Here is a 24,080-nt window from a genome sequence, read left to right as displayed (position 1 = left end):
GGGCCCCGGGCCCACAAAAACCCCCCGGGGCGCGCGGGGTTGGGGGGGCCGGGGCCCCCCGCTTCACCCCACCCCGCACTCGCGGGCATGCCGGCGCGTCTGACGCATGTATGAGTGGTTGGGCTGAGCTGGCCGACCGGAGTGCGGTGTCGCGAGGGGGAATCTGGTCGCGTGAGACAGGAACTCGTGACGTGAGACCTGAAATACCAGGTGCCAACCCACCACAACCTGTCCCACCACCAGACACACCCCGCCACGGCAGCCGTCAACAACAGTCGTCAAGGGCGGGAGTTAGAGGCGGGCGTCAACGGCAACAGCCCGGTAGTTCCCCGCCGGGCGGCTGTGGGGGCGGGTCGAAGACGTGCCGAGACGCCCGGATAGCAGCCGGGCCCGGTAGGCACGGGACCTGCTCGCATGTCGCGCAACAGCAACGGATAACCCCTCGCGTGTGGGGTTCTCCCCTCGCATATCAACAGAGAACCCTACACACGAAGGGAGATCCCCTCGTCTTCTGGCCGACGTCCAACGCGACGGCGAGGCGACGACGGCGGTGCGACGTCCGGCGTGAGGTCCAGCGCGATGAGGGCGACGTCCGGCGGGGCGGTGGCGGGGACTGGGGGGTAGGAGATGGTGGCGGGAGACAGGCAATAGCAGGTTCCGACCCACCTGTTCCTGTCTCACGCCCCCGTCGGGGGGCGACCATCACCTGCATATCGGACGAAAGGGCCGGATGATTTGCTCACACGATCTCTACTCGGTTTCCGTGGCCGTCGGTGGTGTGGAATCGTCGGCGGCCTGCGATCGTTTCGTTGTCCCAGGTCACCGGGAAACCCAGCTCCGCCAGCCTCGAAGCCAAGGCATCCAGATTCTCCACAGCCAACGCGGGATGGGCCTTCCGAGCCGGCGTGAAGTCCTGCTCCACCCCGATGTGGATCTCCGCAGCACCGGCCTTGAACCAGCATCCACCGCGCGGCTTGAGCAGTTCCGGCTTCTCCACCTCGGTCATCCCGAGCGCATCGCGGTAGAACGCCCGCGCCACATCCTCACCACCCGGCGGGCACGACACCTGCACATGATCGAGCCGCATGTTCACCCCTTCTTCTGCGCCACAGCGAAGATCCGCCGGAACGGCAGCAGCGTCCCGTAGTCCCGTTGCGGATACGCCTCCGCCAGCCGCGCGCCGTACTCCGCTTCGAAAGCGGGCCGTACGTCGTCCGGCAGCGACTGCAGCACCGGGCGCGCGCCGGTCCCCTTCACCCACTCCAGTACGGCGTTGTCGCCGGACAGCAGGTGGAAGTACGTCGTCTCCCACGCGTCCACCACGCAACCTTCCGCGCTGAGCGCGTCGACGTACTCGGCCGGCCCGGGTACGTCGGGACGCAACGATGTGTCCTTTGCGTATTCGGCGTACGGCTCCGTGCCGGCCAGCTCCCGCAGGATCGCGTGCGACGGCGCATCGCCGTTACCTGGGATCTGGATCGCCAGCCACCCGCCCGGCCGCAGCGCCCGGACGAACCCGGGCAGCAGGTCGAGCTGCTCCGGTACCCACTGCAGCGTCGCGTTCGTGACGATCACATCGAGCGAACCCGGCTCGACGCTCCACTCGCGGACATCACCGAGCTCGAAGCTCAGGTGGTCGTCGGCGTACGGCGCCGCGGCCTCGAGCATCTGCGGCGAGCTGTCGATCCCGCGGATCACGGCCTCCGGCCACACCTGACGCAGGGTCGCGGTCAACGCGCCCGGACCGCAGCCGAGGTCGACCACGGTCCGTACGTCGGTCGCCCGGACCCGCTCGACCAGGTCCCGGAACGGCCGGGCGCGCTCGTCGGCGTACGTGCCGTACTGCTCTGGACTCCACACCGGTGACGTGCTCATCGGATTCCCTCTCGGACGAATTTATCTTGACGTCGAGATACTCTAGCTCCACAACTTGTCTTGATGTCAAGAGTCTTGATGGGTAGTCTCGACCGCATGAAGGACGAGGTCGATCGGCTGATCGAGGCCTGGCGCCGCGAGCGCCCCGATCTCGACGTGGCGCCGATGGAGGTGCTGTCCCGGGTCAGCCGGCTGGCGCGGCATCTCGATCGCGCCCGCAGTCAGGCGTTCGACACCCACGGCCTGGAGTCCTGGGAGTTCGACGTCCTCGCTGCCCTCCGCCGAGCAGGTACGCCGTACCAGCTGTCGCCGGGCAAGCTGCTCAAGGAAACCCTGGTCACGTCCGGCACGATGACGAACCGGGTCGACCGGCTGGCCGCCCGCGGCCTGGTCGAACGACTGCCGGATCCGCACGACCGACGCGGAGTGCTCGTCCAGCTGACACCGGACGGCCGGGACAAGGTCGATGCCGCGATGGCCGACCTGCTCATCCATGAGCGCACGCTGCTCGGCGGCCTCAGCGGCGGCGACCAGCAGAAGATTGCCGGGGTGTTACGGGAGTTGGTCCGCCCGTTCGACCTGGAAAAGCCCTGACCGAAAACACCCGGTTTGCGTCACGACAAAGCGGCTTGTTCGTACGGACAAAGCGCGGCCGAAATGACCCCGGAATTATCCGAAAAGACGCCCCGTCACTTCTACCCCGGTCCGATCGTTGCTAGTTGCAACGAGATCGAGAGGCTGCTGTAGCCGACGACTATCGACACCGGACGGGCCCGCTACTAGGGTCATCACCGTCGGTGGTTGACCGACTACAAAATGTCAGAACACGGTGACTTCGGCGGCAAGAGGTGGTCCGCCGAAAGTGGTCGTGCGGTGTCCGGGGCTCGGGGCCCGAACAACGCCGGCCGGCACGGGGCCCGCTCACCCAGAAGCTCGGCGCACCCCTCCGAATCACAGGGGATCGGAGGGGGCGCCGCGGCTCGAACCCCTGCTGAACAGCGCGTTCCGCGCTCCTACTCCGCGCGTTCCGCCGCTTCGAACCAGGCCGTTTCCAGCTCGCCGCGCTCGTCGGCCAGCTTCCGGAGCTCGGCGTCGAGCTCGGCGAGCCGCCCGTAGTCGCTCGCACTCGCGGCCAGCTGGTCGTGCAGTTTCGTCTCGGCCTCGGTGATCTTCGCGAGCTGCCGCTCGATCCGGTTCAGCTCCTTCTTCGCCGCCCGGGCCGCTGCCGCGTCAGCCATCGGACGTTCAACCACCTGGCCATTTTCCGCCGTTGACAAATCGGTGGACACAACTGGTGGAGACGTCAACGCATTCGACGCCGTCCGCCGCGGAATTCCGGCCGCGAGTTCGTCGAGATACTGCTCGACACCGCGCGGCAGATGCCGGACCCGGGCGTCGCCCATGATCGCGTAAACCATGTCGCTGACCCGCTCCAGGAAGTACCGGTCGTGGGTGACGGTGACGACGACGCCGGGCCAGCTGTCCAGGAAATCCTCGAGCACGGTCAGCGTCTCGACGTCCAGGTCGTTGGTCGGCTCGTCGAGGATCAGCACGTTCGGTTCGTCGAGCAGGATGCGCAGCAACTGCAGGCGGCGGCGTTCGCCACCGGACAGATCCGAGATCCGCGTCGTCAGCTTGTCACCGGTGAATCCGAACCGCTCGAGCAGTTGCGACGACGTCAGCTCACCACCCCGCCCGGCGAGCGCCGCCGTACGACGGATCGCGGTGATGTGGTCGAGGACGGTGACCGTGTCGTCGAGATCCTCGAGGGTCTGCGACAGGTTGGCGATCCGGACCGTCTTGCCCTGCTTGACCAGGCCGTGGTCCGGTGGGAGCTGCCCGGTGAGGACCTTGAGGAACGTGGTCTTGCCGGCACCGTTCGGCCCGAGCAGCCCGATCCGGTCGGCCGGACCGAGCCGGAACGTGACGTGGTCGAGCATCTTGCGGTCGCCGAAGCTCAGGCTGACGTCCTCGACGTCGAACACGTCCTTGCCGAGCCGGGCGGTCGCCAGCTGCGACAGCGCGAGCTTGTCCCGCGGCGGCGGCACGTCCTCGATCAGCGCGTTGGCCGCCTCGATCCGGAACTTCGGCTTGGTACTACGGGCGGGGGCGCCGCGACGCAGCCAGGCGAGCTCCTTCTGCAGGAGGTTCTGCCGCTTCGCCTCGGTGACCTGCGAGCTGCGGGCCCGCTCGGCCTTGGCGAGGACGTACGCCGCATACCCGCCGTCGTACGACGTGACGCGGCCGCCCTGCACCTCCCACGTGTTCGTGCAGACCGCGTCCAGGAACCAGCGGTCGTGGGTGACGACGATCAGCGCGCCCGCCCGGTCGACCACGTGCTCGGCGAGCCAGCTGACCGCCTCGATGTCGAGGTGGTTGGTGGGCTCGTCGAGGATCAGCAGGTCGACCTCGATGAGCAGCAGCCTGGCCAGCGAGGCCCTGCGCCGCTCGCCACCGCTCAGGCTGCCGACCAGCGCCTGGTGGTCGACCTCGCCGAGTAGGTGCTCCATCACCGTGCGCGCCCGCGGATCGGCCGCCCAGGTGTAGGTCTCGACGTCACCGAGCACAGCGTGCAGCACGGTCTGGTCCGGGTCGAGGTCGTCGGTCTGACCGAGGTACCCGAGCCTCAGGTCGCGATTGTGGGTGATCCGGCCGCTGTCGGGCTCCTCACGTCGGGCCAGGACCTGCAGGAGCGTCGACTTGCCGTCGCCGTTGCGCCCGACCACGCCGATGCGCTCACCACGGCCTACGCCGAGACTGACCGAGTCGAGCAGTGTGCGGGTCCCGAAGCCCTTCGAAACAGCTTCCAGATTGACCAAGTTAGGTGCAGGCATATCGCGCCTAAGGGTAGCTGACCGCCGAACCCGTGCCAGGATCGTCCAGGTGTTGACTCCCGCCTGGCTCGACGGCCTGTCCCTCGGCGACGCGATCGCCGCCGATCCGCTGGAAGGCGGCTACGCCAGCAAGACGTTCCGCGTGCGGACGACGCTCGGCGAATCGGTGGTCGTGAAGACGCAGGACGACGTGCCGTCGGACCTGTACGCGCTGGAGGCCGATGGTCTCGACGCGCTCCGTGCACCCGGCGGGTTCGCCGTACCAGAGGTCCTTCGGGTGACGTCGGCGTACATCGTTCTGTCCGACCTCGGTACGTCGGAACCGTCGACGACGTACTGGGAGGACGCCGGGCGGGCGCTGGCGTTGCAGCATCAACAGACCGCGGACAAGTTCGGGTACCACCAGGACAACTACCTGGGCACGCTCCCGCAGCGGAATCCGTGGACCAGCGACGGGCACGCGTTCTTCGCCGAGCACCGGCTGCTCCGCTACCTGGAGGAACCGAACTGCCACCACCAGCTCCCTTCGGAAGATCGCCGCCGCCTGGAACGCGTCACCAGCCGCCTCCCCGAGCTGATCCCGCTGCAGCCGCCGTCCCTCCTGCACGGCGACTTGTGGCACGGCAACCTGCTCCCCGACCTGACCGGCGGCCCGGCCATGATCGACCCCGCCGTCCACTACGGCTGGCCCGAGGCCGACCTGGCCACTCTCCTCATCTACGGCCACCTCTCCGAAACGTTCTTCGACGCCTACGAGGAACTTCACCCGCTCGCCCCAGGCTGGCGCGATCGCCTGCCCCTCCTCCACCTCCGCGAACTCCTCTGCATCACCGCCCACTGGCCCGACCGCGCGGAAACCGTTTCCGAAATTTCCGCAATCCTCAAACAACTCGACTGAGGTTCAGGACGTACTGCTTCTCGTTGAGTGGGTTGCCGTCCGTGCGGGCGCGGCTGGGGGCTGGGCCTGGGACCGGGCTGTAGCTGTGGAAGGTGGTGGCGAGGAGGGCCTCGCCGCGGCCGAGGGTGGGGAGCATGGACTCGAAGGGGTGTGTGGTGGCGGCCGGGATGGTCCCTTCGACGTGGGCCTGGGTTTCGGTGAGCGTGGTCTGAGTGACGACGCCGCGGTGTTCGGCGACGTGTGCGAGAACCCGGGAGACGGTGTCGGACGGGACGTCCAGCTCGAAGTGGTTGACCGGCTCCAGGACCGTCGTACCGGCCTCGGCGATCGCCTGCAGGAGAACGAGCGGTACGACCCGGCGGAAGTCGGCGGCCACGGTGACCGGGCTCCAGTACGCCGTGTGCGTCAGATCCACCCGGATGTCCGGGATCTCCCACCCGAACAGGCCCTGGTGCAGCGACTGCCGAACCGTCTCCTCGATCGCCGTGTGGAATGCGCGCGGCAGCCCGCCGAGCTCCACCTCCAGGTTGTATTCGATGCCTTCGGCAACCGGTGACACCCGGAAGCCGACCCCCGCCGCCCACGGGCCTTCGGTGATCTCGCGAGTCGCGGCACCGACCCCGATCAGCCGCTCGACATGGATCGGCGTCGTCTCGCTGAAGGTGACGTCGACGCCGTACTCCGACTCGAGCAACGACGCGATCACCTCCTTCTGCACCTCGCCGTACAGGCTCACGGTGATCTCGTCGGCCTTCCGGACCCGGATCAGCGGATCCTGCTCGGCGAGCTGCGTCAACGCCTGGAACAGCTTCACCCGATCCCGCGCGCTCACCACGGTCTCCAGCGTCGGCGGCGCGAACAGCCTTTGCGCGTACGACGCCCGTACGCCGAGCTGATCGCCGATCCGGATGCTCTTCAGCCCACGCAACGCCACGATCTGACCGGCCTCGGCCCGATTCACCGGATGCCGCCCACCGTCCCCGAACACGTCGATCCCACTTGGCCGGACCTGGTACGCCGGACCGTCAACAGGATGCACAACGACCGGCGTACGCACGGCCAATGTCCCGCTGACGATCCGCGCGGACGCGATCTTCTGGCCGGCCGCACCCCGCTCGACCTTGAACACCCGCGCCCGCAGCTCGTCCTCCGGCGCGGCGATTGCCCGCGGCAACCACGTGCGGATCCCCTCGATCACCTCGGCGATCCCGACCCCGGTCATCGCGGATCCGAAGTACACCGGATACATCTCGGCCGTCGCGACCTGCCGCCGCAGCTCGGCCGCGTGGTCGACCTCGGCGCCCTCGACGTACAACTCCAGGAACGCATCGTTGCGCTCGGCAAGCATCTCGCCGACTTCGCCGCGCTGCACCGGCAGCGGTACGACGGACGCCGCTCGCAGACCGAGATCCGCCACCGACTCCATCGGTACGGCGGCCGGCGTCAGCAACCGCCGGATGTCGGCGAGCAACTCGTCGTACCGCGCGCCCACCCGGTCGATCTTGTTCACGAACAGCAGCGTCGGGATCCGCAGCCGGTTCAGCGTGCGCATCAGCAACCGCGTCTGCGGCTGCACGCCCTCCACCGCGGAGATCACCAGCACCGCGCCGTCCAGTACGGACAGCGCGCGCTCGACCTCGGCGATGAAGTCGGAGTGCCCGGGGGTGTCGATCAGGTTGACCGGCAGGTCGCCGAGCGCGAACGACACCACCGCCGAGCGGATCGTGATACCGCGTTTCCGCTCGAGATCCATCGAGTCGGTCTGCGTGTTCCCGTCATCGACCCGGCCGACCCGGTCGATGACGCCGGCGGCGAACAGCAGCCGCTCGGTCAGGCTGGTCTTACCGGCGTCGACATGCGCCACAATGCCCATCGTCAGAGAGTTCAAGAGTCCTCGCGAATGCGTCGAAGCGATCAGTACCCATGGGGTGGATCGATTCGCGGCGCATCCCGGTCTCCTGTCTCTGTCGATTCTCTGAGGGCGTTTCTGTGAAGCTAGCACCAGCCACCGCCGGTGACGAACGAATTTCAGGCCTCGAGGACCGGTACGTCGTACTTCTGGATGAACCGGTCACGCGTCACCAGCGTCAGCTTCTCCACCAACGCCTGCGCAACCAGCATCCGATCGAACGGGTCCCGATGGATCGCAGGCAACCGCCCCGCGAGATCACCATGTGCCATCCGGATCGGCAGCTCGCTCACACCAGCACGCTCGATCCAGTCGAGCAGATTCTCGGGCAGATTGATCTTTCCGGCGGCCTTCTTGATCGAAAGCTCCCAGACGGACACGGAGCTCACGTAGACGTGCAGGTCGGTGTTGATCCGCTTCCTCAGCGGATCCGACAGCTCAGGACTGGCCTCCAGCCACCAAATCAGCACGTGGGTGTCCAAGAGCAGGCGCGAAGCACCGGGACTTTCGGTCATGAGGGCATACCGAAATCGTCTGCGATTTGCGCATTGGTCTCGTCCGAGTCCCAGTCGTCGGTATAGCTGATCTGCCCAGCCAGCGACCCCCAACCTGTCCGCTGGCGAGTGGTGGGCAGTGGCACGACCTTCGCGATCGGGTGGCCCGCACGGCTGATGATGATCTCCTCACCGTGCTCCACACGCTCCAGGATCCGCGACAACTGCGTCTTGGCCTCGTGAATGTTGTACTGCGCTGCCGGCTCGCTCATAAGCCCTCCTTAGTCCACTTAGCTAAGTGTACTACCGGCTCACGATCGCCGGAAGGATCCGGGCGCCCGGGACCGGGCCTTCGGCCTGGCGGACCATGCGGCAGCGGCCGGATTCGGCGAGCTCCACGGCCAGGTCGACGGCGCTGCGGCTGTCGGCGGCGAGGAAGAGGCAGGTGGGACCGGAGCCGGAGATCTGCGCGGCCAGCGCACCCTGGTCGAGGCCGAACTGGAGCGTCTCGCCCAGCTCGGGACGCAGCGACAACGCCGCGGCCTGCAGGTCGTTGCTGAGCGCAACGGCAAGTGCGCCGGGCTGCCCGGACAGCAGCGCGGACATCAGCTCCGGACGAACCTGCGGCGCCTCGACGCGGCGCAGCGGACGCATCCGGTCCAGCTCGCGGTAGACGTCCGGCGTCGACAGCCCGCCGTCGGCGATCGCGAACACCCAGTGGAACGTCCCGCGGGACATCACCTCGGTGACCTGCTCGCCCCGGCCCTGACCGAGCGCTGTGTGCCCGACCAGGCAGAACGGCACATCGCTGCCGAGCTCGGCCGCATGGTGCTGCAGCTCGGTCTGGGTCAGCTGCAGGCCCCACAACCTGTTGCACGCCACCAGAGTCGCTGCCGCGTCAGTCGATCCGCCGGCCATCCCGCCGGCCACCGGGATCGTCTTGCGGATCGTCAGGTCGACGCCCTCGTCGACGTCGTACTCCGCCTGCAGCAACTTCGCCGCCCGCACCGCGAGGTTGGTCCCGTCGGTCGGTACGTCGTCCGCGAAGTCGCCGGAGATCTCGACCGAGATCTCGCCGTCGTCGTCCCGCAGTACCGCGGTCACGTCGTCGTACAGGGCAACGGCCTGGTACACCGTGGCGACCGGGTGGAACCCGTCCGGGCGCGGCGGACCGACCGACAGACCGAGATTGATCTTGGCCGGCGCCCGCACCGTGACCTCAGCAGAAGGTGGCACGTCGCACAGGCTAGTGCCTCAGACAGTCCGAGCCGCACCTGCGAGTGCGGCGAACTCTGTGATCCCGAGCATCTCGCCGCGCACCATCGGGTCGATGCCCGTGGCGCCGAGAACCTCATCGAGCCGCGCACGATCCGGCATCCAGCGCGCCAGCGCGGACCGGATCGTCTTACGGCGCTGCGAGAACGCGGCCTCGATCACCGCGAACACCTCCTCGCGGCTCGCCTCCGTCGCCGGCGGTTCGCGGCGGACGAACGCGACCAGCCCGGAGTCCACGTTCGGAGCCGGCCAGAAGACGTTCCGTCCGATCGGCCCGGCGCGCCGTACGTCGGCGTACCAGGCGGCCTTCGCGGACGGTACGCCGTACGTGCGCGAACCCGGTCCGGCCGCCAGGCGGTCCGCGACCTCGGACTGCACCATCACCAGACCGTGCCGCAGCGAGTCCGAGACCCGGAGCAGATGCAGCAGGACAGGTACGGCGACGTTGTACGGCAGATTCGCCACGCAGGCGGTCGGCTCGCCGATCTCCGCGGGCGTCACGTCCATCGCGTCCGCCTCGACCACGGTCAACCTCGACGCCTGGTGCGGCGCGTACGACGCGACAGTCGACGGCAACGCCTGCGAGAGCAGCGGGTCGATCTCGACCGCGGTGACCCGGTGCCCCTCCGCGAGCAGCGCGAGCGTCAGCGATCCGAGCCCCGGCCCGACCTCGAGAACCGTCTCGCCCTCCGACAGCTCGGCGGCGCGAACGATCCGGCGCACCGTGTTCGGGTCGATGACGAAGTTCTGGCCGCGCTGCTTGGTCGGGCGGACCCCGAGGGACGCGGCCAGCGAACGTACGTCCGCCGGACCGAGAAGTCTCGGTCCGGCGGACGTGGATGAATCAGACGAGGTCACCCCGTCAGTCTTGCACTAAGCGCGCTTGCCGCAGACCGGCCAGGCGCCGTAGCCGCCGCGGTCGGCCTTGACCTTCTCCGCGATCGCGATCTGCTGCGCCTTCGACGCACCGTTCGCGTTGTTGGCGTACGCCGTACCGCCGTAGGCAGCCCAGGTGCCGTGGTCGAACTGCAGACCGCCGTAGTACCCGTTGCCGCTGTTGATCGACCAGTTGCCGCCCGACTCGCACTCGGCGATCCGGTCCCACGCACCGACGTTGCTGCTCGACGGCGTGTCGGTCGTCGTGGTCGTGGTGGTCGGCGTGGTCGGCTTCGGCTTCGTGCCGACCACGACCTGCTCGTCGACCGCCTTGGCCACCAGCTGCGACCCGACCACCTTGGTGGTCGACAGCTTGCCGTCCAGGTAGGTGTACAGGTACGTGACGGTCTTGGAGCCGTCGGTGCCCTTGGCCGTGGTCTTCTTGGTGCCCACTTCCAGCGTCGCCGACTTGGTCTCGGCGGTGCCGTGCGCGACAGCCTCGGTCTTCGTGACGGTCTTCTGCAGGACCTGCACGAAACCGATCTTGTTGACGCCGAGCTTCAGCGGAGTCGCGGCGGCCGGTGTGATCCGGTCGTCGGAGTCCCAGCGGACCTTCGCCTCGGTGAGGGCCTGACCGACGGTGCCGGCCAGCGACTTGATCGTCACGATCTTGCCGAGGTGCACGATCTGCACGGTCTTCGGCGTCGTGACGGTCAGCTCCAGGCCCTGGCGGCCGAGCGGGGCGCTCCGGCTGGTGGACAGCTGGGCGCCGTCGTAGCGCAGACCCAGGTCGGCCAGCGCCTCGTTCACGCTGTCGGCGGTGGTCCAGTAGGCCTTCTTGGCGCCGTCGGCGTTGACAGTCAGCGGCCGCCCGTACTGCACGGCGATCTCCTGGCCGTCCTTCAGCTTCGAGTCCACGCCGGGCGCGACGACGTCGTGCTCACCGACCTGAACTTTCTCGGCCTTCAGGGCGTCTGCCACGGTGGAGCCGAAGGTGTGCACCTTCCGCACCTGCCCGTCGACGGAGAGACTGACCGTCTTGCTCTTCGCGGCATAGGCCACGGAGCCACCTGCCACGGCGAACGCAGCCGTCGCACCGACGGCCACGATGATGGACTTACGCACTAACGCTCCCAGGTAGGGCTACCCGGGCACGGGGTGGGACAGCACAGGCACCGGCCGCGAGCGCCAGGCTGGAGGCCTGGAACCTGTGGTCGACGCCGAGGGGCGTGCTGTGCCCGGAACCTTCCCCGATCCCGGCCAACATCACGGGACCATAACGAAGAAGTCGCTAAAGTGCCAATCCCCTGGTCGGCGAGTCGTAAATAGGTGTAACGGCACCCTTACACCGTGTGATTTCCCCACTGCCCCCGATGCACCACTTCAGCGGTCGTCCGGCGCCCCCGTTTCAGTGACGGCGACCGCTTGTCCGGAGCCCGGTGACCGACCGACAGCACCCCAACCGGATCGAACCCCTCGGGTACGCCGAACTCCTTGAGCAACCGCCCCACTTTGTCCGCGGGAGGCCCGAAAAAGCAGGCTCCCAGGCCTTCGTCGACGACCGTCTGCAGCATCAGCAGGACCGCCATCCCGGTGTCGACGTACCAGTACGGCGCCGTCCAGCGACCCTCGTCGCGATCGGTCCAGCCCTTGTCCGCCTCGGTGTACCGATCGAGGTACGCGTCCTTGTGCGCGAAGGCCAGAATCAGCAGCGGCGCCCGGCGCAGCCCTGTGATCCATTCAACATACTTCGGATCCGGATCCTCGGCCGCGATCCGCCAGTACCGCTCGCGCTCGTCCCCCTCGAGCGTCAGGAACGCCCACCCCTGACTGAACCCACCCGAAGGCGCCCGCAACCCGTTCTCGAGAATCCGCTCCCGCACCTCATCCGCCACGGGCCGATCCGGGTCGTAGTTCCGCACCATCCGCCGCCGCCGTACGACGTCCTCGAACTCCATGACGCCTGTCTATCAGGTACTCACTCAGCCCAGGCGAGGCGTGTGCGGACCAACCGGCCGCCGCGGGCGCTGTTGCCCGCGGGAGCCGCTGTCCGGCGCCGCCGGCCCCCGATCCGCCCCACCCACCGACCGCCCCGTCGCACCAACCGCAGCCGCCTGCCCACCCGTAACCTCCTGCAACCGCTTGAACTCAGGCGAAAGCTGCACCTGTTGCTTGCTGCGATAGTCACCTTCGATCCGACCGAGCTCCTTGTCCAGCGCAGCAACCGCCTGCCGGGCGACCTTCGTAGCCTCGTCGGACTGCTGCTCGCTCTCCAGGGACTCGTCGGCCTCAACCTCGACCAGACGGACGAGCGCATCGCGCAGCGGCGCCACCAACTGTTTCCGCACCTCGGCGCGATGCGCCTCGGGCATCAGGTCCGGCTCGGCGAGACGTTTGTCGATCACCAGGTCGACCGCGACGTTCCACCGTTGCGCGTCGTCGGTACACATCAGCTGATGTGTCACTTCCTCGCCGGTCAGCCCACCGCGCTCGGCCAAGGCCTCGTCGATGTCTCGGACGGCAGCGGTATAGGCCGGGTACGCGTCGATGTCCTCCTGCGACTGCACCACCGCCGCAGCCTCTTCCAGCCCGACCTTCGTGAACACGTCCTCGATGACCAGGTCGAGGTTGTCCAGCGTCCAGTGCTCGATGCGACCTTCGTCGAACGCATACGCCGAATCGTCGTACGGATAGGCCTCCGGTGCCTCCGGGTCGCCGGACGGGGCCATCAGATGCGCGGCTTCGTGCGTCAAGGTCGCCATCGCATCGCGTACCTTCAACGCCTCGTAATCGGTCAGCGGCCGGTCGAGATCCCGGGCCTGACGCAACGGCTCCAGAACATCGGCGACGGATACCCACAAGGCGCCGTCCGGGTCCGCGGCCCCCAGCGCTTCCTCGTCGGTTTCCTCGAGCAGCCGGCCGTTCCACCGGGACCGAGGACCGTCCGCGCCGCCACCGACCCGCCGCTCGACGGCGTACACCACCGCGGCCACCAGCCGGTACTCCCAGGACTGCGGCGAGATCTCGTTGACCTCGCCGGTCACGATCCGCCGTCCGCGCCCTCAAGCCGAAGGCGCTGGATCAGCCGGACCAGGGACGAATTCATCCGGAGGATCGTCATCGACTCGCGACGCGGAGCCTGTCTGGACAGCTCGGCAACCTCGGCCTTGGCACGCTCGGCGTGCGCGATCCGCTCCCCCGCCGACCCCTTGTCGCTGATCGCCTGCGCTACCACGCTGGCCGCGCGCCAGTACTGCGGGCTCGTGCCGGGCTGCGGCCCGCGGATCAGCGCAGGCAGCTTCTCTACTCTGATCAACGCCAGGCGGCGGGAACGCTCGTCCGCGATCTGTTCCGCCAACGCCTTCAGTCGCTCTACCTCAGCGGACACAGCGGCCTCGTCGGCCCCGCGCAGCGACGCGGACAGCTCCCGGATCTGTCCGTCCACTGCATCGAAGTCCACCATTACCAAGGCCCTCCGAAGGCGCGGTTGGCGTTGTTGTTGAGGGCGGTGCAGAGTTCGGGGACCGAGATGTTCAGTACGTCGGCCATTTTGCGGACCGTGTGCGGGATGAGGTACGAGGCGTTCGGTTTGCCGCGGTACGGCGAGGGCGTCAGGTAGGGGGCGTCGGTTTCGACGAGGATGCGGTCGAGGGGGGTGACGGCGAGGGCGTCGCGGAGGGACTGGGCGTTCTTGAACGTGACGACGCCGGCGAAGCTCAGGTAGGCGCCGCGGTTCGCGCATTCGCGGGCGAACTCGGTGTCGCCGGAGAAGCAGTGCATCACGACCCGGTCCGGTACGCCTTCGCGATCCAGGATCCGCAGGATGTCGTCGTGCGCGTCGCGGTCGTGGATCATCAGCGTCTTGCCCAGCCGCTTCGCCAGCTCGATGTGCGCGGCGAACGACTCGTGCTGCGCGGCCTGCCCGTCCTCGCCGGTACGGAAGTAGTCGAGCCCGGTCTCCCCGATCACCCGGACCTTGTCGCTGCTCGCCGCGAGCCGCTCGATCTCGGCCAGTGCGCTGTCCAGCTCACCGGCTGCTTTCAGCTTCGGCGCCTCGTTCGGGTGCAGGGCGACGCCGGCGATCAGGTTCGGGTACCGCGTAGCGACCTCGACGGCCCACACCGCGCCCGGCAGATCGCAACCCACCTGGACGATCCGCGTCACGCCGACCGAGGCGGCCAGCTTGATCGCCTCCGCCGGACTCAACCAGTCCCCGTCTTCGCCGTCGGCGATATCGAGATGGCAGTGCGCGTCGACCACACTCATCGGCAACGGATCAGGAACCGCCGGCCGACTCCGATCCCGCGACCGCCCGTCCTCCCCCACCGCAGCCCGCTCCCGAGTCGGCCGACCCACCTCCACACCATCACCCATGCGCCCCAGATTACTGAGTCGCCGGCGAACCCTCCGGCCCGAGGTCTGGGTGGCGGCAGCCGACGAACCCGGCAAAGGAACGGTTATCCCCTCGAATGGTGGGTTCTCTGCTCGTACACCAGGGGAGAACCCCCAACGCGAGGGGATATCCGGTCTTGTGACGCAGGTGTGGGTCGGCTGGGCTGAGTTGGGCGGCGCCGAGTGGCCCGGCAGCCGGGCACAGGGCCGGATAACCCCTCGTGTTAGGGGTTCTCCCCTGCCGCGTCGAGTCGTGGGCTTTGGCGGTCACCTGCAGCCTCGATTCACGACTCGCGGTGTCGAGGGGCAACCCAACGCCACGACTCGACGTGAGGCTGCACGGGCGGCCCGCGTGAGCCGGTGCGGCGGGGAAAGAAATCGTCGATCCGTGCAACTTTGTTTCCCCGCTCTCGAGGATTGGCGCGGATCGAGCAGGAGTTCTCCCCCACTGACCTCCGTCATTCACGGGTGAACCCGCGTGGTGGGCAGCGGCCCCGCACAACCTGTCCCGGGTCCCTGGTGGGGGCGACGACCACCCACACATCGCACAGAAGACCCGGATATCCCCGTTGGTCGATCGGCCGTGGGCCAGCGCTTCGTTATTCGGAGGATTCGGCGGCGGCCTTGACCTTGGCCACGAGCATCTCCCACATGTCCTGCGAGTGCTTGGCCTCGTCCTCGGAGGCGTTGTTGTCCTGCTCGAGTTTCAGGTGGGTGCTGGCCGTGAGGGTGTAGGTGAGGGTGTGGTAGTTCTCCGGTACGTCGGGTTGGCCTGTCAGGGGACTGAAGTGGGTCAACTGTAGGAGGCGTTCGGGTTCTACGGCGAGGATCTTGCCCTTGTCCTGGTAGGGCTTGCCTTCCCATTCGCCGGTCCAGGTGATGGGGCTGCCAACCTTCCAGTCGGTTTCCACCTCGGCGCCGAACCACAGCTGTTTCAGCTGGTCCGGGTTCGTCAGTACGTTCCACACTCGCGCCGCGGGCGCGTCGATGTCGATCTCGGCCACGGCCAGATACCCAGTCATGCTCCGACGGTACGACTCCCGGCCGTCGTGCGCTTGTACAAAAGCGTCAGCCGGATCGTGCAGGAAGTCAGCATTCGAGGCCATGTCCTCCGCCGTACGGCGGTGAGTACCTTGCAGCGAGGTTCCGCCCGACCGACAGGAGCAGCCGATGGCCATACAGAACCGGATCAGCTCAGTTCTCGCCCTTCTCGGCCTCGTGCTGGGATCGACCGCGCTACCGGCCGAGGCCGCTGCACCGATCCCGGTGCAGATCCTCAGCCTGACCGACCTGCACGGCTACCTGTCCGAAACCGAGAACCTGACCATCGCCGGCCCGTCCGGCACGCAGCAGGTCGGCGGCGCCGGGTACTTGAAGGCGCACCTGGACCGGCTCCGGAAGCCGAACAGCTTCCTGATCGGCTCGGGTGACCAGTTCAGCGGCTGGCCGGACTACACGCAGGCGTTCGCGAACGAGCCGACCATCGAGGTGCTGAACGCGTTCGGGATGGACTTCGATGTCGCGGGCAACCACGAGTTCGACCGGGAGTTCCCGTTCCTTCGCCGGATGACCACCGGCGCCTGCTACGGCAAGCCCGGTTTCGACAGCTGCTTCAAGGACTCGACAGGCCGCAACTTCCACGGCACCGACTACGCGTACCACGCGGCGAACATCGTCGACCCGCGGACGAAGCGTCCGGTGCTCCCGCCGTACTGGATCGCGAAGGCCGGCTCGCAGCGGATCGGGTTCATCGGGCTCGGCTTCCCGGGGACGCCGACCGAGACGCTGTCGATCAAGGGGTCCGGGTTCGAGTTCCAGGGTCTCGTCGACGCGGCGAACCGGGCCGCGGCCGCTCTGAAGGCCCAGGGCGTGAACGCGATCGTGGTCAGCATGCACGAGGGCGGTCAGCAGGGTGGCCTGTACGACGAGTGCAAGAACCCGACCGGTCCGATCTTCGACGCGGCGCGGGCGATGTCTCCCGATATCGACGTGATCCTCGGCGGCCACTGGCATACCGCGTTCAACTGCATGATCCCGGACCCGAACGGCGTACCGCGGCCGGTACTCGAGGCGAGCAACCACGGGCGGGTGCTCGGCGAGGTGAACCTGGAGCTCGATCCGGCGACCGGTGACGTGATCCGCTCGAAGACCGCGGCCACCAACCACGCGGTCACGAAGGACGTCACGCCGGACCCGGGCATCCAGAAGATCGTGAAGTACTGGATGGACAAGTGGACCGCACGGCAGCAGGAGCCGCTGACCAGACTCGATCGCGATCTCGACTTTGCAGCAAAGGCTGAGAGCCGTGCGGGCAACCTGGTCGCGGACCTCTACAAGACGGAGGCCGACGGCGACTTCGCGCTGGTACCGGCCGATCTCGGCATCGACGTGATCGCCGCCGGTCTGGAGGCCGGCACGGTGACGTACGGCGAGGCGTGGCCGGTCGCCGGGATCTCGCCGATCACCACGCTGACGATGAACGGCTCGACGGTCGAGGCCGTCCTGGAGCAGCAGTGGATCCCGCCGGCGTACGGCTGCACCCGGCTGTCCGCGCTCGCGACCTCGGCCAACTTCCGCTACACCTACGATCTCGGTCGGCCCGTCGGCGACCGCGTCGATCCGGCCAAGGTCCTGATCAACGGAAAGCCACTGCAGCTCGACAGGACGTACCGAGTGACGACGAGCGCCGCGATGCCCTTGCACGGCGCGCACTACGGCTATCCGGGCTTCCAGCAGTACGCCGCGCTTGACCGCGCACCGCGGATGGGTCAGGAGGTCTTCCTCAACTATCTGCGGACCCATCCGTTGCTCCAGGCACCGAATCTCGGACGGGTGACCGCGATCCCGGGTACGCCGCCACCGTCCGACGGACCGTTCGGACCGCTGACCCTGCTGCCGCAGAACGAGATGACCGCGACCGCCACGAGCCAGGGCTCGTCCGCGTACAGCGCATCGGCCGCGATCGACGGCAGCTGCACCACCATGTGGCACTCGAACTGGAGCCCCCATGCACCGCTCCCGCAGTACATCACCCTCGACCTGAAGACACCGCGTGCGATCCAAGCGCTCGTCTACACACCGCGCCAGGACGCCGACGTACCGAACGGCCGCATCTCGTCGTACGACGTCCAGACGAGCATCGACGGCACCACGTTCACGTCGGTGACGAAGGGATCCTGGGACGGCACCGTCGAGGCGAAGATCGCGCGCTTTCCGGCCGGTACGACGGCACGCTACGTGCGGCTCGTGGGACTGGCCGGCGGAGCGGGCTACGCGGCGGCGACCGAGCTCAATATAGCTCTAGCTCCGGCTTCCTGACCGCGCTGCGATGGGCCGTCGGGGACATCCCGTACCGGCGGCCGAACTGGCGGCTCAGGTAGTGCGGCGAGTCGAAGCCGACCGCCGCCGCGATCTGTGCGACGGACATGTCGGTGGCGCCGAGCAGCTCGGCCGCGCGCTGCAGCCGGAGCGCGAGTACGACGTTCATGATCGAGTCACCGACCTGCTCCTTGAACAGGTGCGCGAGGCGGGACACCGACACCTGCGCTAGCCCGGCCAGTGACGTGAGGGTGTGCGGCCTGGCCGGGTCGGCGGTGATTGCCTCGAGCACCAGATGCACACGAGCGTCCAGCTGTTGCGTCTCCCGGCGCAGGCTCGCGACCGCGGTCAGCAGCACCTCCTCGATGCCGTTCATGGTCAGCTCGGTGGCGACGCTCTTCTCGAGCAGGTGCAGCTCGGAGTCACCGGTCGGGGACAGCCCGGCGCGCTGCGCGTCGCGGTGCAGCCGATCGAACGCGGAGACGACGCGGTCCGTCTCCGAAGACCTGGTCAACCGCACGTAGGACAGCCCGGACATTGCCTGTGGCAACGACAACCACGAGTGCCACTCGCGTCGCGGCTGGAAATGCGCCCACCAGGACTCCCAGTACGTCCCGACGGTCCCGTAGTCGTGCGGCGTCCCGGGACTGACCAGTACGACGTCCCCGTGGCGCAGCATCAGCTTGTTCTGGCCGATCACGTACCGCCCCGCACCGGACGCCGTGTAGAGCAGGTACCAACTGCCCACGCCGTCCGGCCGTACGACGCGATAGTCGCCGCCACTGTGGAAGTGCCCGGTCACCAACTTGCTCGGCGGCGGGATCTCGCTGTACAGCTCGATGAGCACCTGGGTAGCAAGATCGTGCTCGAAGTCAGCAGGCTCCGTCATGGTGGATCTCCTCGTAGGCACCCCAAGATTAGCGGAACGTCAGCAAGATCCTGCACCCGAGGGAAACGAGGGATCCGTGCCTTTCAGCACCGTCGCCGAGCTCGAGTACGACGCCTCCACGCTGGTCTTCGAGCATGGATGGCAGTCGTGGAGCCCGAGCGGCTGGTACCGGCTCGACGCGCATCCACCGCGTCCGACGGCGCCGAATCATCACGTGATGGCGTACCGCCCCGGAGTCGACGCCGGCCGCTTCCAGGGCGAGGGTCTGCTCGCGGTCGCGACGGCCGGCGAGGTCACGGTCGTCGCGGCAACCGGTCCAGACGAGGTCCCGTCGATCCGCGCCGACATCCACGGCGACCGGCTGGTGATCTCGGCCGATGGCGCCGTACAGCAAACGACAACGACGCAGGCCAATCCCAATCAGGCGCTCGCCGACTGGGCCGACACTTTCGCGGCCGGTGCGCCGCCGGTGCGCGTGTTCGGACCGTCCTGGTGCAGCTGGTACGCATACTGGGGCAAGGTCACCGAGCGCGACGTGATGACCAATGTGCGCCAGTTCGACCAGCACGACCTGAGCGTCGACCTGGTCCTTCTCGACGAGGGGTACCAGGCCGCGATCGGCGACTGGCTGACGCCGCGGGACGACTTCGGGTCGACCGTCCGGCTCGCCGCCGACATCCGGTCGAGTGGTCGGCGCGCAGGCATCTGGGTCGCGCCGTTCCTGGTCGCGAGCGGCAGCGAGACCGCGCGGAAACACCCGGAATGGCTGATTCCGGGCATTTCCGCCGGCACCAATTGGGGCCAGGAGCAACTGGTTCTCGACGTGACGCACCCGGGCGCCGCGCACCACATCCAGGACGTCTTCACCGAGCTCTGCCGCCAGGGGTACGACCACTTCAAGCTCGACTTCGTGTACGCCGGGGCGATCGACGGACAGCGCCACGAGCAGGTCGACGGCATCGCGGCGTACCGGCACGGAATGCGGCTGCTGCGCGAGGCCGTCGGACCGAACCGGATCCTGCACGGCTGCGGCGCCCCGATCCTCCCGAGCCTCGGACTCGTCGACTGCATGCGGGTCTCGCCCGACACCGATCCGTTGGTCGACCCACCGTCCGGCGACATCAGCCAGCCCGGTCAGCGTGGCGCCCGGTCCACGTCGGTGGCGCGCGAGTTCCTGCACGGCCGGTGGTGGGCGAACGACTCCGACTGCCTGATCGTGCGGCCCGACGTCCAGGAGCGCGAGCTCTGGGCACAACACATCGCTCAAGGTCCAGGTTTGCGGATGTCGAGCGACCCGATCGGCGACCTCGACCGATGGGGGCTCGATCGCACCCGCGAGCTGCTCGTCCCGAGCTCGCCGCGTCCGCATCCGCTGAAGGATCCCGATGCTTAGGCCCGCGCCGCGGCGTCCTCGCCAGATCGGGAAAGCGCAGCAGACGGCCGTGGCGTACGCCCTGCTCGCGCCGAGCCTGGTCGGCGTCCTCGGCTTCCTGCTGGCGCCGGTCGTGATCGTCCTGGTACTCAGCCTCTTCGACTGGAAGCTGCTCTCGACTCCCGAGTTCGTTGGCCTTGCCAACTACCAGAGGCTGTTCACCGACTCCGACGTCTGGCACTCGCTGCTGGTCACCCTGTACTACGTGGTGATCTGCGTCCCCGGTACGACCATCCTCTCGCTGCTCCTCGCACTCCTGGTCGACCGGAAACTGCGCGGAATGAAGTATTTCCGTGCGCTCCTGGTGATTCCGTGGATGGCGACGCCGGTCGCCCTCGGCCTGGTCTGGAGCTGGATCTTCGACCCGGGCCGGGGCGCGCTGAACCAGTTCCTCGGCGTGTTCGGGATCGACGGTCCGGCGTGGCTGTCGTCGCCGGTCCTGGCGATGCCGAGCGTCGCGGCGGTGCACATCTGGCAGTTCGCCGGGTACAACATGCTGTTCTTCCTGGCCGGTCTCCAGAACATCCCGCGGTCGTTGCGCGAGGCCTCGTCGCTGGACGGCGCGTCGCCGGTCGCGCACTTCTTCACGATCACGCTGCCACTGCTGCGGCCGACGATGCTGTTCGTGCTGATCACCAACGTGATCGGCTCGTTCCAGGCGTTCGACACGATCTTCGTGATGACCGAGGGCGGACCCGGTGACAGCACCGAGGTTGCGACGTACCTGATCTACGACGAGGCGTTCCGCAAGTTCGACTTCGGCTACGCGTCGACGATCTCGGTGCTGTTGTTCGCGGTGGTCCTGGTCGCGACGATCTCCCAGTTCGTCTACTTCGAACGCCGTACGACCTACGAGGTGTCCGGATGAGACTGCGCATCTTCACGTACGCCGTCCTGGTGGCCGGCTGCCTGTTCGCGATCTTCCCGTACTTCCTGACCGTTCTCACCGCCTTCAAGGGCCCCGGGCAACTGTCGGAAACGATGCCCTGGGAGCCTGGTCTGCCACCGAGTACGTCGGCCTTCGAGAGGCTGTTCAACTCGGGCTTCGGCGGCTACCTGGTCAACACCGCACTCGTCACGGCGGGGATCACGCTCGGCCAGGTGGTGTTCGCGGTCCTGGCGGCGTACGCCTTCGCGCGGCTGTCGTTCCCGGGCCGGGACGCGTTGTTCTGGGTGTATTTGTCGACACTGATGGTGCCGCCGGTCGTCACGATGATCCCGCTGTACCTGATGATGCAGAAGCTCGGGCTGGTCGACACGTGGGCCGGTCTGATGCTGCCGACGATGCTCGGTACGCCGTACGCGATCTTCCTGCTCCGCCAGTTCTTCCGCGGCATCCCCGCGGATCTCGAGGACGCGGCCCGGATCGACGGCGCCGGGCGGTTCCGGACGCTGGTGTCGATCGTGCTGCCGTTGTCGAAACCGATCCTGGTCACCGTCACCACGCTCGCCGTGGTGGCGAACTGGAACAGCTTCCTGTGGCCGCTGATCATCACCAGCAGCGAGGACAAGCGGCTGCTCTCGGTCGGGATCGCCTTGTTCAAGGGGGAGATCGGCGTCGACTACAACGCCGTGATGGCCGGCAGCCTGATCGCGCTGGCGCCGCTGCTCGTGCTGTTCATCCTGTTCCAGCGCTTCATCGTCCGCTCGGTCGCTGTTACCGGGCTCAAGTAGTTCGGAGGCTCTCATGTCTTTGTCCAGGAGAACTTTTCTGATCGGCGCCGGCAGCGTCCTCGCCCTGGCCGGTTGCGGCTCGTCGAACGACAAGGCGAGCAGCGGCGGCGGCAAGGTCGAGCTCGTGTACCGCCTGTGGGACGAGCAGCAGGAGGTCGGCTACAAGACGGTGTTCGCGGAGTTCACCAAGGAGAACCCGGACATCACGGTCCGGATGGAGGTGCTGCCGTGGGACCAGTACTGGACCAAGCTGACCACTGAACTCGCCAGCGGCAAGGCGCCGGACGTGTTCTGGCTGACCGTCGACTACTTCCCGGACTTCGCGAGCAAGGGCGTCCTCGCGCCGCTCGACGACCTGATCTCGAAGGCCGGCCTGAAACTCGACTCGTACCACCCGAACGTCGTGCAGTCGTACAAGTTCGAGGACAAGCAACTCGGGATGCCGAAGGACCTGGGCATCGTCGGACTGCTCTACAACAAGGACCTGGTCGCGAAGGCCGGGGTCACGATGCCGGCCGAGCTGACCTGGGCGCCGGACGGTTCGGGCAGCTTCCTCGAGGTGGCGCGCAAGCTGACCGTCGGCAGCAAGCAGTGGGGTTTCTGCTCCTGGAACCACAGCCAGACCCAGTGGCTGAACTGGATCGCGTCGAACGGCGGCCACGCGATGGACAAGCCGTACGGCGCCTTCGACTTCGCCGGCCAGAAGTCGGTCGAGGCCCTGCAGTTCGCGCGGGACCTGGTGTTCAAGTGGAAGGTGTCGCCGGACGGCACCCGGACCAACCCGCCGACCGGGCAGGCGACCGAGATGTTCTACCGCGGCGAGGTCGCGATGTTCCCGGCGAACAACGCGCTGCTGCCGTTCGCATTGCCCGAGGTGAAATTCCCGATCGGGGTCGCCGCGATGCCCGCCGGCCCGGCCGGGCGCACCGTGGTGATCAACGGCCTGTCCGAGGCCATGTTCGCGAAGACGAAGCACCCGGACGAGGCCGGCAAGCTGGTCGCCTTCCTCGGATCCGAGAAGGCACAACGGCTGATGGGCGACGCGGGCTACATCATCCCGGCCCTCAACAACGCCGGCGCCGGCTACCAGGCGTTCTGGAAGCAGAAGGGCATCGACGTCCAGCCGTTCATCGAATCCGCCGCCGGCAGCACCGTCAACCTCCCGATCGCCGAAGGCTGGACCGCCAAGTCCCCCGAGATCAACAAGACCGTCAACGACCTGTACCTCGACAAGGTACCCGTCCCCGACATCGCAGCGGCGATGGACAAGATCGGAAACGACAAGTGAAAGAACTGACCGACTCGTACGACGACTTCCAGGACGCCGCCGTACTGCGGGAGCGGTTGGCGAGCGACGGTTACTTGTTCTTCCGGGGGCTCTTGCCGCGTGACGTGGTGGCGGATGTTCACGAGCAGCTTGCCCGGATCCTCTACGACAGCGACTGGTTGGCGCGGGATGCCGATCCGCGGGAACTGGTCGCGTCGGGGCGGGCCGTCGAGGAAGGGTCGGCGGGGTTCTTCGGGGCCTACACGGCGATTCAGAGCACCGAGGCGTTTCATCAGCTGGCGATGCGGTCCGAGTTGCTGGAGCTCGCCGGCCGGTTGCTGGGTGAGGAGGCGTTCGCGCATCCGGCGCATATCTGCCGGATCGCGCCGCCGTCGCCGGGGGCCAATCCGACACCGATCCATCAGGACTACCGGTTCATCCAGGGGTCTGTGGACACGCTCACCACCTGGCTGCCGTTGAGTGCGGCGCCCCCGGAAATCGGTGGATTGCGGGTGCTGGCCGGGTCGCCGCGGCTCGGCGTACTGCCGGTGAAGGCGTCCGACGGGCCGGGCATGATGCGCGCGGAGGCGGACGAGAACCATCCGGAGTGGCGTACGACGTCGTACCAGCCGGGCGATGTGCTGCTGTTCGGGAGTCTGACCGTGCACGGCGCGATGCCGAACCGGACCAAGCAGCTGCGGATGTCGGCCGACTTCCGGTACCAGGCGGTGAGCGCGCCGATGGCCCGCGACCAGCTCGGCACCGGGAAGCCGCACTACCACCCGGAGGTGCCGGACTTCTCGACCCTCACCCGCGGCTGGACCTCGACGGAGTGCGTCGAGGTCCCGGCCGGGGTGCGGTTCGTGGATCGCTGGGATCCGCGCGTGGACGACGTACCGACGCCGCCGTCGCGCTTCGCCTACGCCTCGGGCGACTCGGACTAGTCC

General features: G+C 67.7%; 23 protein-coding genes. 8 read left to right on the top strand and 15 right to left on the bottom strand.

The window, feature by feature from the left end; translation table 11 throughout:
* Positions 1–739 precede the first annotated feature (739 nt).
* Together ACWF0M_RS31220 and ACWF0M_RS31215 are read right to left on the bottom strand one after the other, a co-directional pair.
* Positions 740–1,087 carry a VOC family protein gene (locus tag ACWF0M_RS31220; RefSeq protein ID WP_452239312.1) on the bottom strand — a complete coding sequence of 116 codons (348 nt, stop codon included), beginning with the start codon at positions 1,085–1,087 and terminating at the stop codon, positions 740–742.
* Positions 1,088–1,089: 2 nt separating this feature from the next.
* A complete protein-coding gene (locus tag ACWF0M_RS31215) occupies positions 1,090–1,875 on the bottom strand; it encodes a methyltransferase domain-containing protein (protein ID WP_452239311.1) in 786 nt (261 codons plus the stop codon).
* Positions 1,876–1,971: 96 nt separating this feature from the next.
* Between ACWF0M_RS31215 and ACWF0M_RS31210 the strand changes: the two genes are divergently transcribed.
* Positions 1,972–2,469, top strand: coding sequence for a MarR family winged helix-turn-helix transcriptional regulator (locus ACWF0M_RS31210; protein ID WP_452239310.1), 498 nt, complete (start codon positions 1,972–1,974; stop codon positions 2,467–2,469).
* Positions 2,470–2,888: 419 nt separating this feature from the next.
* Here the strand turns inward: ACWF0M_RS31210 and ACWF0M_RS31205 are convergent, their stop codons facing one another.
* Positions 2,889–4,709, bottom strand: coding sequence for an ABC-F family ATP-binding cassette domain-containing protein (locus ACWF0M_RS31205; RefSeq protein ID WP_452239309.1), 1,821 nt, complete (start codon positions 4,707–4,709; stop codon positions 2,889–2,891).
* A 49-nt stretch (positions 4,710–4,758) separates the two neighbouring features.
* Between ACWF0M_RS31205 and ACWF0M_RS31200 the strand changes: the two genes are divergently transcribed.
* Positions 4,759–5,607, top strand: a complete 849-nt coding sequence (locus tag ACWF0M_RS31200; protein WP_452239308.1) for a fructosamine kinase family protein — start codon at positions 4,759–4,761, stop codon at positions 5,605–5,607.
* Here the strand turns inward: ACWF0M_RS31200 and ACWF0M_RS31195 are convergent.
* The 11 genes from ACWF0M_RS31195 to ACWF0M_RS31145 all read right to left on the bottom strand — a co-directional run bounded on the left by ACWF0M_RS31195 (position 5,591) and on the right by ACWF0M_RS31145 (position 15,575).
* A complete protein-coding gene (locus ACWF0M_RS31195; protein ID WP_452239307.1) occupies positions 5,591–7,480 on the bottom strand; it encodes a GTP-binding protein in 1,890 nt (629 codons plus the stop codon). The two genes, ACWF0M_RS31200 and ACWF0M_RS31195, sit on opposite strands and share 17 nt — an antisense overlap.
* Positions 7,481–7,635: 155 nt before the next feature.
* Complete coding sequence (locus ACWF0M_RS31190; protein ID WP_452239306.1) at positions 7,636–8,031, bottom strand: type II toxin-antitoxin system VapC family toxin; 396 nt, start codon at positions 8,029–8,031, stop codon at positions 7,636–7,638.
* Entirely contained in the window at positions 8,028–8,282 is a 255-nt protein-coding gene (locus tag ACWF0M_RS31185) for a type II toxin-antitoxin system Phd/YefM family antitoxin (protein WP_452239305.1), read from the bottom strand. The genes ACWF0M_RS31190 and ACWF0M_RS31185 overlap by 4 nt, the downstream gene beginning before the upstream one ends.
* A gap of 31 nt (positions 8,283–8,313) precedes the next feature.
* Positions 8,314–9,246, bottom strand: a complete 933-nt coding sequence (locus tag ACWF0M_RS31180; protein WP_452239304.1) for a 4-(cytidine 5'-diphospho)-2-C-methyl-D-erythritol kinase — start codon at positions 9,244–9,246, stop codon at positions 8,314–8,316.
* Between the two features lie 18 nt (positions 9,247–9,264).
* The gene (gene rsmA, locus ACWF0M_RS31175) at positions 9,265–10,143 is read right to left on the bottom strand and encodes a 16S rRNA (adenine(1518)-N(6)/adenine(1519)-N(6))-dimethyltransferase RsmA (RefSeq protein WP_452239303.1); all 879 of its coding nucleotides are present in this window, start codon (positions 10,141–10,143) and stop codon (positions 9,265–9,267) included.
* A 15-nt stretch (positions 10,144–10,158) separates the two neighbouring features.
* Complete coding sequence (locus ACWF0M_RS31170; RefSeq protein WP_452239302.1) at positions 10,159–11,286, bottom strand: transglycosylase family protein; 1,128 nt, start codon at positions 11,284–11,286, stop codon at positions 10,159–10,161.
* A gap of 218 nt (positions 11,287–11,504) precedes the next feature.
* Entirely contained in the window at positions 11,505–12,119 is a 615-nt protein-coding gene (locus ACWF0M_RS31165) for a nitroreductase family protein (RefSeq protein WP_452239301.1), read from the bottom strand.
* 24 nt (positions 12,120–12,143) lie between these two features.
* The gene (locus ACWF0M_RS31160; RefSeq protein ID WP_452239300.1) at positions 12,144–13,205 is read right to left on the bottom strand and encodes a hypothetical protein; all 1,062 of its coding nucleotides are present in this window, start codon (positions 13,203–13,205) and stop codon (positions 12,144–12,146) included.
* Positions 13,202–13,624, bottom strand: coding sequence for a hypothetical protein (locus ACWF0M_RS31155; RefSeq protein ID WP_452239299.1), 423 nt, complete (start codon positions 13,622–13,624; stop codon positions 13,202–13,204). The genes ACWF0M_RS31160 and ACWF0M_RS31155 overlap by 4 nt, the downstream gene beginning before the upstream one ends.
* Positions 13,624–14,535: a TatD family hydrolase gene (locus ACWF0M_RS31150; protein WP_452239298.1), complete on the bottom strand. Its 912-nt coding sequence runs from the start codon at positions 14,533–14,535 to the stop codon at positions 13,624–13,626. Before ACWF0M_RS31150 ends, ACWF0M_RS31155 begins: the two co-directional genes overlap by 1 nt.
* Positions 14,536–15,152: 617 nt before the next feature.
* On the bottom strand, positions 15,153–15,575 hold the full coding sequence (locus ACWF0M_RS31145; RefSeq protein ID WP_452239297.1) for an SRPBCC family protein: 423 nt from the start codon (positions 15,573–15,575) through the stop codon (positions 15,153–15,155).
* Between the two features lie 148 nt (positions 15,576–15,723).
* Here ACWF0M_RS31145 and ACWF0M_RS31140 point away from each other — a divergent pair, with 148 nt between their 5' ends.
* Positions 15,724–17,871 carry a discoidin domain-containing protein gene (locus tag ACWF0M_RS31140; RefSeq protein WP_452239296.1) on the top strand — a complete coding sequence of 716 codons (2,148 nt, stop codon included), beginning with the start codon at positions 15,724–15,726 and terminating at the stop codon, positions 17,869–17,871.
* On the opposite strand, the gene ACWF0M_RS31135 is transcribed toward ACWF0M_RS31140, so the two are convergent.
* Positions 17,843–18,760, bottom strand: a complete 918-nt coding sequence (locus tag ACWF0M_RS31135) for a helix-turn-helix domain-containing protein (RefSeq protein ID WP_452239295.1) — start codon at positions 18,758–18,760, stop codon at positions 17,843–17,845. The two genes, ACWF0M_RS31140 and ACWF0M_RS31135, sit on opposite strands and share 29 nt — an antisense overlap.
* Positions 18,761–18,836: 76 nt before the next feature.
* Between ACWF0M_RS31135 and ACWF0M_RS31130 the strand changes: the two genes are divergently transcribed.
* From ACWF0M_RS31130 to ACWF0M_RS31110, 5 genes are read left to right on the top strand one after another with little or no spacing between them, the layout of a single operon-like run.
* Positions 18,837–20,153 carry a glycoside hydrolase family 36 protein gene (locus ACWF0M_RS31130; RefSeq protein WP_452239294.1) on the top strand — a complete coding sequence of 439 codons (1,317 nt, stop codon included), beginning with the start codon at positions 18,837–18,839 and terminating at the stop codon, positions 20,151–20,153.
* Positions 20,146–21,060, top strand: a complete 915-nt coding sequence (locus ACWF0M_RS31125) for a carbohydrate ABC transporter permease (RefSeq protein ID WP_452239293.1) — start codon at positions 20,146–20,148, stop codon at positions 21,058–21,060. The genes ACWF0M_RS31130 and ACWF0M_RS31125 overlap by 8 nt, the downstream gene beginning before the upstream one ends.
* Positions 21,057–21,866: a carbohydrate ABC transporter permease gene (locus tag ACWF0M_RS31120; protein ID WP_452239292.1), complete on the top strand. Its 810-nt coding sequence runs from the start codon at positions 21,057–21,059 to the stop codon at positions 21,864–21,866. The genes ACWF0M_RS31125 and ACWF0M_RS31120 overlap by 4 nt, the downstream gene beginning before the upstream one ends.
* Positions 21,867–21,879: 13 nt before the next feature.
* Entirely contained in the window at positions 21,880–23,154 is a 1,275-nt protein-coding gene (locus ACWF0M_RS31115) for an ABC transporter substrate-binding protein (RefSeq protein ID WP_452239291.1), read from the top strand.
* Entirely contained in the window at positions 23,151–24,077 is a 927-nt protein-coding gene (locus ACWF0M_RS31110) for a phytanoyl-CoA dioxygenase family protein (RefSeq protein WP_452239290.1), read from the top strand. Before ACWF0M_RS31115 ends, ACWF0M_RS31110 begins: the two co-directional genes overlap by 4 nt.
* Positions 24,078–24,080: the final 3 nt, after the last annotated feature.

The sequence above is a fragment of the Kribbella sp. NPDC055110 genome (assembly GCF_053607525.1).
This window is presented reverse-complemented; position numbering and strand designations above follow the sequence as displayed.

What these genes read in the sequence shown, in the direction of transcription:
- ACWF0M_RS31220 (WP_452239312.1), bottom strand. Translation starts at nt 1,087, where the DNA reads ATGCGGCTCGATCATGTGCAGGTGTCGTGCCCGCCGGGTGGTGAGGAT.
- ACWF0M_RS31215 (WP_452239311.1), bottom strand. Translation starts at nt 1,875, where the DNA reads ATGAGCACGTCACCGGTGTGGAGTCCAGAGCAGTACGGCACGTACGCC.
- ACWF0M_RS31210 (WP_452239310.1), top strand. Translation starts at nt 1,972, where the DNA reads ATGAAGGACGAGGTCGATCGGCTGATCGAGGCCTGGCGCCGCGAGCGC.
- ACWF0M_RS31205 (WP_452239309.1), bottom strand. Translation starts at nt 4,709, where the DNA reads ATGCCTGCACCTAACTTGGTCAATCTGGAAGCTGTTTCGAAGGGCTTC.
- ACWF0M_RS31195 (WP_452239307.1), bottom strand. Translation starts at nt 7,480, where the DNA reads ATGGGCATTGTGGCGCATGTCGACGCCGGTAAGACCAGCCTGACCGAG.
- ACWF0M_RS31190 (WP_452239306.1), bottom strand. Translation starts at nt 8,031, where the DNA reads ATGACCGAAAGTCCCGGTGCTTCGCGCCTGCTCTTGGACACCCACGTG.
- ACWF0M_RS31185 (WP_452239305.1), bottom strand. Translation starts at nt 8,282, where the DNA reads ATGAGCGAGCCGGCAGCGCAGTACAACATTCACGAGGCCAAGACGCAG.
- ACWF0M_RS31165 (WP_452239301.1), bottom strand. Translation starts at nt 12,119, where the DNA reads ATGGAGTTCGAGGACGTCGTACGGCGGCGGCGGATGGTGCGGAACTAC.
- ACWF0M_RS31155 (WP_452239299.1), bottom strand. Translation starts at nt 13,624, where the DNA reads ATGGTGGACTTCGATGCAGTGGACGGACAGATCCGGGAGCTGTCCGCG.
- ACWF0M_RS31150 (WP_452239298.1), bottom strand. Translation starts at nt 14,535, where the DNA reads ATGGGTGATGGTGTGGAGGTGGGTCGGCCGACTCGGGAGCGGGCTGCG.
- ACWF0M_RS31145 (WP_452239297.1), bottom strand. Translation starts at nt 15,575, where the DNA reads ATGACTGGGTATCTGGCCGTGGCCGAGATCGACATCGACGCGCCCGCG.
- ACWF0M_RS31140 (WP_452239296.1), top strand. Translation starts at nt 15,724, where the DNA reads ATGGCCATACAGAACCGGATCAGCTCAGTTCTCGCCCTTCTCGGCCTC.
- ACWF0M_RS31135 (WP_452239295.1), bottom strand. Translation starts at nt 18,760, where the DNA reads ATGACGGAGCCTGCTGACTTCGAGCACGATCTTGCTACCCAGGTGCTC.
- ACWF0M_RS31125 (WP_452239293.1), top strand. Translation starts at nt 20,146, where the DNA reads ATGCTTAGGCCCGCGCCGCGGCGTCCTCGCCAGATCGGGAAAGCGCAG.
- ACWF0M_RS31120 (WP_452239292.1), top strand. Translation starts at nt 21,057, where the DNA reads ATGAGACTGCGCATCTTCACGTACGCCGTCCTGGTGGCCGGCTGCCTG.
- ACWF0M_RS31115 (WP_452239291.1), top strand. Translation starts at nt 21,880, where the DNA reads ATGTCTTTGTCCAGGAGAACTTTTCTGATCGGCGCCGGCAGCGTCCTC.